Here is a 12,892-nt window from a genome sequence, read left to right on the forward strand (position 1 = left end):
AGACAAATTATTTATTGCGTCTAGCGTTAAAGCAGTCACGGCAATAAACAGGACGATCACCTTTTGGTTCAAAAGGAACCTGTGTTTCTTTTCCGCATTCTGCACATTCTACAGTATACATTTGACGTTGTTCTTTTCCGCCTTCACGTTCGCGACGTCTTTTATCACGGCATTCATGGCAACGTGCTGGTTCATTTTCAAAGCCTTTTTCTGCATAAAAAGCTTGTTCTCCTGCACTGAAAACAAATTCCTTACCACAATCTTTACATACTAATGTTTTGTCTTGAAAATCCATTTTTAAAACTCCTTAAAAAGTTCGATTAAGCCCAAGCCGTTTTATCCCATAAGTGCATGATTTCCACGTCATTTTTCATGTTAGAACAAAAAAGCTACTTGCTTCTTTTAGTATAAAGTTTTATCTAATAAAAATCAAGCAAAATTTGCCTTTGCAATGCAAAATTATAAAAAATTATCTCGATTTTTTCGTATAATTATACATGTAATTTATAAATATTTATTTTTATATAAATTGAAATGATATTTTATATTTGATATACTAACTTAGTTAGTATATTGCATAATTTAAGTGAATATAGGAGTTTTTATTTTGGAAAATAAAATAGATGACAAAAATACACAAAATACAACTAATAACAATACTAAAAAAAATAAAACAACAGATAATGATATAGATAATCTGAACACTCCAGATTGGGTTAGTAGAGATTGGCGAGAAAAAAATGAACCACCTTTACCTCCTCCACCTCAAAAAATTTATAAAAAGAAAAAAAATTATAATCGACTCATTGCTTTAATTATTATTTTACTATTGATAATTGCTGGAATTGTTTTTGCTAATTATGATTCTTCCTCTGATAATCCACCAACTGTAACTTCAAATCAAACTAATGCTTTAAATATCATGATCATGGGTGTAGATAGACGTGCTGATGATGTCGGTCGCAGTGATACATTAATGGTTTTAACATATAATCCAAATGAACAAAAAGCTTCCTTATTATCTTTGCCACGTGATACTAGAGTACATATCGAAAAAAATGATTATGACAAAATAAATCACGCTTACGCTTATGGTGGTCATGAGCTTACGCAAAAAGTAGTGGAATCATTTTTAAATGTACCGATTAATTATTATGTTCTTATAGATATCCAAGCTTTTGAAAAAATCATTGATGCCGTAGGTGGTGTAGATATTGATGTAGAAAAACGTATGTACTATGAAGATCCTTGGGATGATAACGGGGGACTTATAATTGATTTACAGCCAGGACTCCAGCATTTAAATGGTAAAACAGCTATTCAATATGTACGTTATCGTGATGGTGAAGGCGATATTGGTCGTATAAATCGCCAACAAAAATTTATGAAAGCTTTTCTTGCTCAAGCAATATCTCCATCTGTCTTACCTAAATTACCTGATATTATGAGCAATATTTCTTCTGCTATCCAAACTAATATGCCATTAAATGAAATGATTAGCCTAATATCCAGTTTGCCTACAATCCAACAAAATGGATTATCTTCCGATATGGTTCCGGGGCAACCTGCATATATCAAAGATATTAGTTATTGGATACCAGACATTGCTAAAACTAGAAATTTAATTGCTAACAATATGGGAATTACTTTAAACGAAACAGCTCAAAAAGATACAGAAGCAACCATAAAAGCATATGAAAAATCTTTGCCTAAAGGTTTAAAAATGGGTGATAATACAACAGAAACTTCTTCAACCGAAGAAAAATCTACTACTCAAGAAAAAGTTGAACCTGTAAAAAATGAAGATATAACTGTTCTAGTCATAAATTCTAGTGGTATCAATGGTGCTGGTGCCGAAGTTGCCGATATTTTAAAACACAAAGGATTTAAAATTTCCAGTGTTGAAACAGGTAATACTTCTTCTCGAGAACATACTACTATCATGGCTAATGAAAATGAATTGGATTGCTTCTACGGTATGCCATTCACTTGTACTATTATGTCTGGAGGAAGCTCTGGACAAGCAACTGTCAATATTGGTTTAGATTACCAAAAACAAAATTAAATTATTTTAGATTAAATCTTGCTACATCTTTATAGGGTAGCAAGATTTAATTTATCTAGGTCTATAAATCTAAAATTTAAAAATTAAATTATATTACACAGTTATAAATTATAAAGGAAGTGTTATTTTGGGAATTTTACGCATTCAAGATTTAGGAAAATCCTTTGGCATAGAAGAATTATTTCACAATGTTACTTTTGATGTAGCTCGTGGCGATAAGATTGGTTTTGTTGGCCCTAACGGTGCTGGTAAATCCACTTTAATGAAATGTCTTTTAGGTATTGAAGAATATGATACAGGGCATATCAGTATTGATAGTGTAGATACCATCGGCTATATGCAACAGCAGTCAGATTTCACTCATGATAATTTATATGATGAACTCTTATCTGCTTTTGCTGATATTATCGCTCTCGGACAGAAAAAAACTACATTAGAAAAGCAAATCGAAAATTTAGATGATGATGATAAACTTGAAGACTTAATGAAGGAATATAGCCGTATTTCTGATAAATTCGAACAATTAGGCGGATACGATTATGAAAGCCGTCTTCGTCGCGTTGCCTTTGGTCTTGGCTTTAGTGAAGAAGATTTTCCCAAAAATCCAACATTATTTTCAGGTGGTCAACGCACTCGCATTTGTCTAGCTAAAGCTTTACTTCGTGAACCAGATTTTCTCTTTTTAGATGAACCAACGAACCATCTAGATATTGAAATGATTGAATGGCTCGAAGGTTTTTTAAGCAATTATAAAGGTGGCGTACTTTTAATTTCTCATGACCGCTTTTTCTTAGATAAAGTTGCCACTAAGATTTTAGATTTAGAAAATAAAACAACTGTTTTATATGATGGCAATTATTCTACTGCCATGAAAGTAAAAGCTCAAAGACGAGCTGCCCTAGAATCTGCCTATGCTAAACAGCAAGAACATATCCGCGAAACAGAAGAATATATTCGTCGTTATAAAGCAGGTGTCAAAGCCAAACAAGCTAGAGGACGTGAAAAACAATTACAACGTTTAGAACGCATTATTTTACCGCCACAAAAATCAGGTTTCAATTATTTTATGTTCCATAAACCAGAAGAATGTGCTCAACGTGTAGCTGAACTTGATGATGTATCTGTTAGTTTCGGCGATCATAAAATCTTTGAACATCTATCATTATTAATTCGCAAAGGTGATGGTGTTGCTATTGTAGGCCCTAATGGTGCTGGTAAAACAACTTTATTGAGATTACTTTTAGGCGAATTACAATCTCCTACAGGAAATATTAAAATCGGCAGTCGTGTAAAAATCGGCTATTATTCCCAGCAACATGAAGGTCTTTGCCCTAGCAATACTGTTTTTGATGAAATCTTATCTTCATTTGGTTTAAATGATGAACAGGCTCGCCACTGTCTAGGTGCTTTCCTATTCAAAGGCGATGATATTTATAAATTAATCGGCGATTTATCCGGTGGAGAAAAATCTCGCTTGGCTTTATTAAAATTGATGTTAACTGGTGCAAATTTCCTCGTAATGGACGAACCTACAAACCATTTGGATATTCCTGCTAAAGAAGCTATTGAAGAAGCGATGATGGCTTTCCCTGGTACATTTATCGTCGTTTCCCATGACCGTTATTTCTTAGATAAAGTCACTAACTTCACTTGTGAATTAGAAAACGGACATTTAACAGAGTATAATGGAAATTATAGCTATTACCGTGAAAAAAAATTAGAAATGCAAAAAGAACTTGAAGCCAATCAAGAAACTCCAAATAAAAAAGCTAGTACTGAAAATAAAGCTACTCCTAAAGCAAAACAAGAAAAAGCCAAACCTAAAAATGCACATGTAGCATCTGCTATGAGCAGTGAAAAATTAACCATGATGATACAGCGTTGCGAAGCTACTATCGCTATGTTTGAAGCTGAATTAAAAGGCTTAGAATATCAAATGAATGATCCAGCATTGCAAGCAGATCCTAATAAAAGTCATGAAATAGCTACAGCTTATGCTCAAAAAGAACAAGAACTAGAAGAAAAATATATCGAATGGGATAAATTAACCGAAGAATTAGCAAATAAAGCATAAAATAATAAATTTATCATAAATAATAGAAAGGCTTTACTTATGGAAAAAATATGTGGAACAGTCGATACGATTATTTTTGCCAGTCAAGATAATCGCTTCACTGTTTTAAAATTATCACCAGAAAAACTTTCTACACAGATAACAGTTACCCTAAATGGCATGGCTCCGCTAATTGGGCAACTATTGGAAATCGAAGGAGAATGGGTAAAGCACCCTAAATTTGGGCAACAATTTAAAGCTACGACTTACAAAACTGTTGCCCCTACAGAAATATCCGGCATTGAAAAATTCTTAGCTTCTGGAGCGATCAACGGCATTGGCCCCGCCATGGCAAAGAAAATAGTCGCTGAATTTGGCGAAAAAACTTTAGAAATAATTGCTAAATCACCAAATGAATTATTAAAAGTTCCTGGTATTGGCAAAAAAACAGCAGAAAAAATATCCGCTTCTTATCTTGAACAAAGCGAACTCACTGAAATCATGGTTTGGCTAGAAAATCATGGTATATCCAATACTTATGCAGGTAAAATCTTTGCTAAATATGGTTCTTTTGCGATAGATATCATGGAAAAAGATATTTATCGCTTATTTCAAGATATCGAAGGTATAGGCTTTTTAACAGCTGATAAACTCGCTTTTAATCTTGGCATACAAAGAGATGATAAACGACGCATAATCTCAGGCATAGATTATGCTTTAATGCAACTTTGCAACAATGGTCATTGCTGTATACCTGAAATGGCTCTTGTCGATAAAACAGCAAAAATATTGCAAGTAAATAATCAAATTATCTTCACTATTTTAAAAGAACGCATTGATAATGGCTCTTTAAATACTGAAATAGTCGGTGGAGAAACTTTAATTTATCCGCCATACCTTTATTATGCTGAAAAAAAAGTCGCTACACGTTTACTTCAATTACATCAAGCAACTGAGCCTTTATCAGAAGATAATCTTTCTTTATTTATCAAAGTATGGGAAAAAGACAATCAAATCCAACTTGCACAAAAACAAAAAGAAGCCATCAAAGCTTGTCTTCATCATGGAGTTTTAGTACTCACTGGTGGTCCTGGTACTGGTAAAACGACTGTAATCAAAGGTATCTTATCCATATTAAAAGCCCAAGGATTAAAAATTCGCTTAGCAGCACCAACTGGACGAGCTGCAAAACGCTTAAGCGAAACAACAGGGCAAAAAGCTTTGACTATTCATCGTTTATTAGAAGCAAATAATTTAGCTCAAGATGATAATTTACAATTAGGTTTTAGCAAAGATATTGATGATCAATTAGATGCTGACGTCATCATCTTAGATGAAGTTTCTATGGTGGATATAGTCCTCATGCACCATTTTCTGAATGCCGTACCAGATGGTTGTCGCATCATCTTAGTCGGTGATACAGACCAACTCCCTGCTGTAGGCCCTGGCTCTGTGCTTAAAGATATCATCCGTTCGCAAAAAATCCCTGCCATTCGCTTAGATGAGATTTTCCGCCAAGCTCAAACAAGCATGATTATCCAAAATGCACATATCATAAACGCTGGTAGATTACCTGACCTTCGTAAACAATACAGCGATTTTGTCTTTTATGAATTAAATGATGATACTTCCATTACACAAAAAATCCTTGATTTATGTACTAAAGATTTACCTCATGAAGGTTTTGATGTTCTGAAAGACGTACAAGTTTTATCTCCTATGCATCGCTTTTTATGTGGCGTAGAAAATTTAAATCTAATGCTTCAAGAACAATTAAATCCTAAAAAAAATCAAGATGAATTAAAATATTCTTCACAAACATTCCGCGTTGGCGATAAAGTCATGCATATTCGCAATAACTACCAAAAAAACGTATTTAATGGCGATATTGGTTTTATCAAAGATATCAACAACGAAAAATTAACTGTAGATTATTTTGACCATATCGTTACCTATGAAAAAAATGAACTGAACGAATTAACTCTAGCTTATGCCTCAAGTGTGCATAAAAGTCAAGGCAGTGAATATAAAGTAGTCATCATCCCTCTATCAACTAGCCACTACATCATGCTTCAACGAAATTTACTCTATACGGCTATCACCAGAGCAAAGCAAAAAGTCATCATCATTGGCTCGAAAAAAGCATTGATGACTGCTATTCAAAGCAATCGAACACAAAAAAGATATACACTGCTTGCTGAACGTTTAGCCCATAAATTAATTTAAGCTATTTTATTTTTAGAAAAGAGTTCTTTATCATGTTAAATAATATCTATCAAGCTATTATGCAATTTCTATTTCCTAGCCATTGTCCTTCTTGTAATGCCTATGTAGAACAAAAAGGTATGTGGTGTCCTTCTTGTTTAGAAGAAATTATCCGCAATGAAAATCTAGCTTATGATAAAGATATTCGGCAATATATTTCACCTATTATAGCTATAGGTAAATACGATAAAGGACTTAAGAATTTAATTCACGAATTAAAATATCAAAATAAATTTGCCACTTTAGCTTATTTAAAACCATTATTTTCATATTTAGATAAAGACTGGGATTTTTCCACTTATGATATGATAATCCCAGTACCCCTACACAAAAATAAATTAAAAAAACGTGGTTTTAATCAAGTTGAAAAAATTTTTAAACCATGGATTGATCAACATCATTTTAATTATTGCGATATTCTTGAGCGTACAAAACAAACTAAATCGCAGTATCAATTACTCCGCCATGAACGTCAAGAAAATTTAGCCAACGCTTTTACGTTAAAAGATTATGTTGATGTAAAAAATCGCAAATGTCTATTGATTGATGACATATTCACCACAGGCAGTACGCTGAAAAATTGTGCTATGGTTTTAAAAAATCACGGTGCTAAAACTGTAAGCGGTTTAGTATTAGCTAGTCAAGCCAATATCACTTTACCTATAAACTCTTCAAAGGAGGTATTTTTTTGAAAAAACGTCCAAAATGGTTTCAACAAACCTCTTTTACTCAACCGACCTCATCTGCTGATATTTCTTATTCAGTATTTAAAAATCTCTATCCATCATCTACTCCAAAACAAAATATAAATATAGCAAAAACTTCTTCAAAAAATTCTCCATCATCATCTACATCAAATATAAAAAATGAGATTTCTCCTAAAGAAAAACAAAAAATTGAATTTCTTTCAAAAATACATCAATTTAAACACCAAAAGCAATATGAAGAAGCACTATCTCATATTCAAATACTATTTGAAAAAGATAATGTAGATAATGATATAATCTACGAATTAGCTGATACTTATTTATGCTTACATGATTATGAACGAGCTTTCAATTGGATACAAAAATTTAAAACACAGTTTCCTCAAGATTGTCGTAATCTACTTTTAGAAATCCAACTCTTATTGGCTCATGGAAAAAAAGAAGAAGCTTTAACCACACTAAATCGTCTATTATCTAATAAATCTACTTTAAACGATGAAAAAGACTATCAACTTTTGGATATGATTATTGAAAAACTCAAAAAAATATTTAAAGCTGATAAATTAATGCGTCGCTGTCCTAATCTAAATATTTACCAAAAAAAGCGTAGACAATCCTTAAAGACACAAAAGCAAAAAAATTCTGTTACTCAAGATTTAACTGTTCATCAATCCACTGTTATCAATAGTGCAAAAGGAGTCATCATGCCTGATACTAATACCAATATAAATCCAGCCCTACAAAATACAATCAATCAAATTTGGGATATGCAAATAGCTAATAAAGAAAATATCTCTACTATTTTAACCACACCTTGCGAACAAGTGAGCCAATGCATCATGTCTCAAGTCTTATCTTATAAGAAAAAACTTTGGCTATTTAATTATCTAGCTGATATTTTCCGCACACACAATAATCTGCAATCAGCTATTTTCTTATTACGTCAAGCTTTACTTTTAGATGATGAAAATGATTTCATCTTAAAAAATCTTGGCTATCTACTTTGTCAAAATGGCGAATATCCAAACGCCTTAGTAGTATTAAAAGATATTAAACATAAAGATTTCGCTGTACTTGATTTAATCACTAAATGCCAAGATTTAAAAAATTAATATTTTCTTTTGCTTTTATAATCAGAAAGAATGATTTATATGCCTATGTATAAAAAATCGCTACTTATTTTATTTTGCATCGCTCTATTTGCTAGTATTTCAACTTTTTATTATCTGTACACACAAGAAGATACTACTCCTATTATCACCGATAATACGCAAACACAGACTCAAAACAATCAAGAAGATACTACAATCACTGTCTATGTCTCCGGCGAAGTCAATTCCCCCGGTTTAATTGAATTGCCCAGTGATAGTCGCATTGCTGATGCAATCAAAGCCTGTGGCGATTTTACACCACTTGCAGATAAAACTAAAATCAATTTAGCTCAAAAAGTAACTGATGGTATGCAAATTCAAGTGAGCAGTAAAACACCTGTCAACAATTCTAATGAACAGGTAAATGATACTAATTCCAACATTCCTAGTAATAATAATTCATCTTCTAATTTAATCAATATAAATACTGCAACAAAAGAAGATTTAGATACTTTACCTGGAATTGGCCCTGCAACTGCTCAAAAAATCATTGATTACCGCCAAGAACATGGCAATTTTTCTTCTATCGAAGATATCAAAAATGTCAAAGGTATCGGTGAAGCTAAATTTAACAAAATGCAAGATAAAATTTGTACTTAAAATCTTTTAAATCTAACAAATGATTTATTTTATTTTTAAGAAGGCATATTATGATTAAAATACATTATGGGCAATCGCCCTTACTTTTTATTAACTTTATAATTCTGTTCTACAGCTTAGGTGTGTATATGACGATGAAATCCCCTGAAATTTCTAAGTCATATACACACCTTTTTTGTTTAATTATAGTAAATCTAATACTAGCCTTCTATTTTACTTTGCGTAAACATAAACTTACATTTTTATTATATCTTATTTTATTTTTCCTTTTAGGTGTGATGCGTTATCTCTCTTTTACCTTCATTGCCGACAACAATATAAAAAATTATGATAATCAAGAAATTACTTTAACTGGCATTATCTGCCAAATGCCTAAAATCCGCCAAGACAGTGCTGGTATATATCATTTAACATATGTTGTTGATACTAAATCCATCAAGCAAAAGGAAGAAAAGCCTACTACAGGAAAAGTTTATCTCTATCAAAAGCAAAAAAATCTAGATAATCTTGCTAAAATCAATGATACAATTTCTGCCACAGGTACTATCCGCCTAATCCAAAATTATCACAATCCCAATTTAGTCGATCGTGAGCTTTCTGCCCAAGAAGAAGGTATCTATGCTACTTTTTCCATTGGCAAACAAAATTTAAAAATATTAAATACATCTGATAAATTCTCGCTTCAAGAATTTTGCTATCAAATCGAGCAATCTTTTTTGCAATCTATGTATCAAACAATGCCTGAAAATGATGCTAATATGATTTTTGCTATGCTGTTTGGTGGGTATAATAATATCGAAAAAAATATCTTAGAAGCTTATTCCATCACTGGTATTATTCATATTCTTTCCGTATCAGGCTCTCATATCAGCTTGATTTCTCTATTTTTATTATCTTTAGGTAAATTTTTACATCTACCTCGCTTTTTAAATCTAATCTTATTATTAATCCTCATTATTTTTTATACCATTTTATGCGGTGCTAATGTACCTGTTGTGCGTGCTAGCATAATGGGCTTGCTTAGTATTATTGCTCTATATCTTGAGGAAAAATCTACGGCTCAACATTTATTGAGTATCATCGCTTTGATTTTATTGCTCTTTGATCCTCTATTATTATTCAATATAAGTTTTCAGCTTTCATTTGCCTCTACAGCTGGTCTTGTCTATTTAATGCCCATATTACGCTCTAAATTAAATAAATTAAAAATGCCTCCACTATTAACAGATAATCTAGCTTTAACCATGAGTGCTCAAATCTTTGCTTTTCCTATTATCGTTTGGTATTTCACCAGTTTATCTCTTAGCTCTCTATTAGCCAATTTAATCATTATTCCCCTATTGGAAATTCTTATCATCTTGGGTTTAATCGCCTTCATCTTAGGCTTTATTTTTCCCTTTATCGCTAAAATTTTATTTATTTTTGCCAGCTTAATCTTAAACATAAGCAATGAAGCAACTTTTTTACTCACCAAAATTCCCTTTGCTAGTATTTATGTACCGCCATTAAATTTTCCAGCTATTTTAATTTATTATTCCCTTATTTTTATAATTTTAAACATCAAAATTCGCAGATATTTATATTCACTTTTACAAAAATATAAATTTATCACTTATATCTGTAGCATTAGCCTGATTATTTTTTCTGGTTATTTAATGATAAAACCTTCTCCCCTACAAATACACTTTATTGACGTAGGTCAAGGTGATGCTTGTCTTATCATCACACCCCATCAACATAGCATCTTAATTGATACAGGTGGCTCTATTAATTCTGATTTTGATATCGGCTCATATGTAGATTTACCTTATTTACGTCATTATGGTATCAATAAATTAGATTATCTGATTTTAAGCCATGCTGACGCTGACCATAGTGGTGGAGCTAGTTCCATTTTGCAAAAAATACCTGTAAATCATTTAATTATCTCTGATGAAGATAAAGATTTATATGCTAAAATTTTAAAATTACCACCTAATAGTCCTTTACTTGCAAATGCTACTATTGCTAAAGAAAACACTTCATTTATTTTAGAAGATATTCATTTCCAATTTCTTCAAAATGATGAAAAAGAAAATTTAAAATCTAGTAATGATAGTTCAAATGTACTAAAATTAACATATCACAATTTTTCTGTATTATTTACAGGTGATTTACCGCAAACACAGGAAAAATATTTATTAAATAAAAATATAGCCTCTACAATTTTAAAAGTCGCTCATCATGGTTCTAAAACTTCTTCTTCACAAGAATTTTTAGAACATATACGACCTCAATTAGCTATCATTTCTGTAGGCAAATATAATAGTTTTGGTCACCCTAGCAAAGAAGTTCTCGATAGATTAAATAATCTGCCTACAAAAATTCTCCGCACAGATGAAAAGGGGGCTATCGTAATTTATACTGATGGCTATAATTTTTCTTTAAAAACATTTTTAAATTAATATATTTTAAGCAAAGGATTTCCTATGAAATATAATGACGCATTAAAACAATTACAAACTAAACAATTTAAATCAGTCTATTTAATCACTGGTGAAGAATTATATTTAGCTGAAAATTATCTCAAAAAATTACTGACTTTATTAAATCCACAAAACGATAAAGAAGCTGTTCAATATTTTGATAGTACAGCTGATACAAAAGCTATTTTACAAGCATTAGATAGTTCTCCTTTTTTCAGTGAACATAATATCATCATTGCTAAAGACTTAAAGATATTTCAAGATAGATTGTCCGCTAAAGATAAAGAAGATGAACAATTATTTTTAGATTATATCGCCAATATGCCCGATTATAGTATATTGATTTTACAATATAACTTAGGCAAAATTGATAAACGCAGAAAACTCATTAAAACTATCGAAAAATTCGGCACTATAGTAGAATGTGAAGCTATAGCTTATTGGAACATCAATGACTGGCTCAATGCTCGCCTTCGCGAGTTAAATCTCCGCTTTGATCGAGAAGCTTATGCTTATTTTTTAGAAGCTATAAAATCCATGGAAAAAATCTCCCTTGGTTTTTTAGACCAAGAATTACAAAAACTCACGCTCTATCCGCAAAAAACACTTATCAATCGCCAATTTCTTGAAAATAATTTTTCTAGTATTCCTGAGATTTCTACCTTTCGCCTTTGGGAAGCTTTAGGCAATAAAGATATTGCCACTGCCTTAGAATTATTTACCATTCAACAACAAGCAGGCATACATCCACTGCGTTTATTAAAATTCTTAGCTCGTCAAATAGACCAGCTTTGGCATGTAAAAATTTATCTTAGTGAAGGTCAATCTACAAAGCAAATAGCCTCTATTTTAAAACTACATCCATTTATCACTGAAAAAATCATCAAACAAGCTCAAAATTTTGGTTTAGATAAAATTCAACAAACAATTTCTGAATTAGCTGATATTGATTATAAATTAAAAACAGGCTCTAATGAGCCTGCTTTAATTGAAAACTTACTTATAAAATTTTGCTCTTAAAAACGAAAAAGGACTGCTTTCTTTTGGAAATCAGTCCTTACTTTGATTAGCAATTATTTGCTTAAGCTGTTTACTCGGCGAGCTAAACGAGATTTACGGCGAGCTGCACAATTTTTATGGAATAATCTGTTAGCAGCAGCCTGGTCTATTTTTTTGCATGCGATTACAAGTAATGCTTTTGCTTCTTCAGCATTGCCAGCAGCAACAGCATCAAGAACTTTACGAGAAGCAGTTTTTATAGCAGATTTAGCAGAAACATTTTTTGCACGACGCATAGCATCTGTTTTTACGCTGAGAATAGAAGATTTAATGTTTGGCAAGAAATTCACCCTTTCATCATTATAATTGTACCAAAATAGTTTATCATGTTATAAAACAATTTGCAAGATGGCTAGATTAAATACTATGTATTCAATAGCTAGACGCGATATATATTGTACCACATAAAGCTCTAAAAAATCTAGTCTTTCTTAAAAAACATTTAAAAATTTTAATTTTTTTCTTGACTTGGAGTCAAATCTCAGGTATATAATTTCTTTAATTATTTCTTAATATTATATTACATT

10 protein-coding genes are annotated in these 12,892 nt (G+C 31.6%); 8 read left to right on the top strand and 2 right to left on the bottom strand.

Annotated elements, in window-relative coordinates; all coding sequences use genetic code 11:
• Positions 1 to 7 precede the first annotated feature (7 nt).
• On the bottom strand, positions 8 to 295 hold the full coding sequence (locus Q5I67_RS01285) for a zinc-ribbon domain containing protein (protein WP_008538738.1): 288 nt from the start codon (positions 293 to 295) through the stop codon (positions 8 to 10).
• Between the two features lie 312 nt (positions 296 to 607).
• Between Q5I67_RS01285 and Q5I67_RS01290 the strand changes: the two genes are divergently transcribed.
• The 8 genes from Q5I67_RS01290 to holA all read left to right on the top strand — a co-directional run bounded on the left by Q5I67_RS01290 (position 608) and on the right by holA (position 12,326).
• Entirely contained in the window at positions 608 to 2,065 is a 1,458-nt protein-coding gene (locus tag Q5I67_RS01290) for an LCP family protein (protein ID WP_302486122.1), read from the top strand.
• Positions 2,066 to 2,192: 127 nt separating this feature from the next.
• Positions 2,193 to 4,139, top strand: coding sequence for an ATP-binding cassette domain-containing protein (locus tag Q5I67_RS01295; protein ID WP_302486123.1), 1,947 nt, complete (start codon positions 2,193 to 2,195; stop codon positions 4,137 to 4,139).
• 39 nt (positions 4,140 to 4,178) lie between these two features.
• Positions 4,179 to 6,344, top strand: coding sequence for an ATP-dependent RecD-like DNA helicase (locus Q5I67_RS01300; RefSeq protein ID WP_302486124.1), 2,166 nt, complete (start codon positions 4,179 to 4,181; stop codon positions 6,342 to 6,344).
• A 32-nt stretch (positions 6,345 to 6,376) separates the two neighbouring features.
• On the top strand, positions 6,377 to 7,075 hold the full coding sequence (locus Q5I67_RS01305) for a ComF family protein (protein WP_302486125.1): 699 nt from the start codon (positions 6,377 to 6,379) through the stop codon (positions 7,073 to 7,075).
• Positions 7,072 to 8,202: a CDC27 family protein gene (locus Q5I67_RS01310; RefSeq protein WP_302486126.1), complete on the top strand. Its 1,131-nt coding sequence runs from the start codon at positions 7,072 to 7,074 to the stop codon at positions 8,200 to 8,202. Before Q5I67_RS01305 ends, Q5I67_RS01310 begins: the two co-directional genes overlap by 4 nt.
• A 45-nt stretch (positions 8,203 to 8,247) precedes the next feature.
• A complete protein-coding gene (locus Q5I67_RS01315; protein ID WP_302486127.1) occupies positions 8,248 to 8,841 on the top strand; it encodes a ComEA family DNA-binding protein in 594 nt (197 codons plus the stop codon).
• 134 nt (positions 8,842 to 8,975) lie between these two features.
• Complete coding sequence (locus Q5I67_RS01320; protein ID WP_302486128.1) at positions 8,976 to 11,285, top strand: DNA internalization-related competence protein ComEC/Rec2; 2,310 nt, start codon at positions 8,976 to 8,978, stop codon at positions 11,283 to 11,285.
• A gap of 24 nt (positions 11,286 to 11,309) precedes the next feature.
• On the top strand, positions 11,310 to 12,326 hold the full coding sequence (gene holA, locus Q5I67_RS01325; RefSeq protein WP_302486129.1) for a DNA polymerase III subunit delta: 1,017 nt from the start codon (positions 11,310 to 11,312) through the stop codon (positions 12,324 to 12,326).
• A 53-nt stretch (positions 12,327 to 12,379) separates the two neighbouring features.
• Here the strand turns inward: holA and rpsT are convergent, their stop codons facing one another.
• Positions 12,380 to 12,646, bottom strand: coding sequence for a 30S ribosomal protein S20 (gene rpsT, locus Q5I67_RS01330; protein ID WP_018999578.1), 267 nt, complete (start codon positions 12,644 to 12,646; stop codon positions 12,380 to 12,382).
• Between the last annotated feature and the right edge of the window lie 246 nt (positions 12,647 to 12,892).

Origin of the sequence: uncultured Megamonas sp. (genome assembly GCF_958438645.1) — a bacterium.
Taxonomy (GTDB): Bacteria; Bacillota; Negativicutes; order Selenomonadales; family Selenomonadaceae; genus Megamonas.

Excerpts from the sequence above, each read along its gene's own strand:
- Q5I67_RS01305 (WP_302486125.1), top strand. The coding sequence starts at position 6,377 with ATGTTAAATAATATCTATCAAGCTATTATGCAATTTCTATTTCCTAGC.
- Q5I67_RS01285 (WP_008538738.1), bottom strand. The coding sequence starts at position 295 with ATGGATTTTCAAGACAAAACATTAGTATGTAAAGATTGTGGTAAGGAA.
- Q5I67_RS01320 (WP_302486128.1), top strand. The coding sequence starts at position 8,976 with ATGAAATCCCCTGAAATTTCTAAGTCATATACACACCTTTTTTGTTTA.
- Q5I67_RS01315 (WP_302486127.1), top strand. The coding sequence starts at position 8,248 with ATGTATAAAAAATCGCTACTTATTTTATTTTGCATCGCTCTATTTGCT.
- holA (WP_302486129.1), top strand. The coding sequence starts at position 11,310 with ATGAAATATAATGACGCATTAAAACAATTACAAACTAAACAATTTAAA.
- Q5I67_RS01300 (WP_302486124.1), top strand. The coding sequence starts at position 4,179 with ATGGAAAAAATATGTGGAACAGTCGATACGATTATTTTTGCCAGTCAA.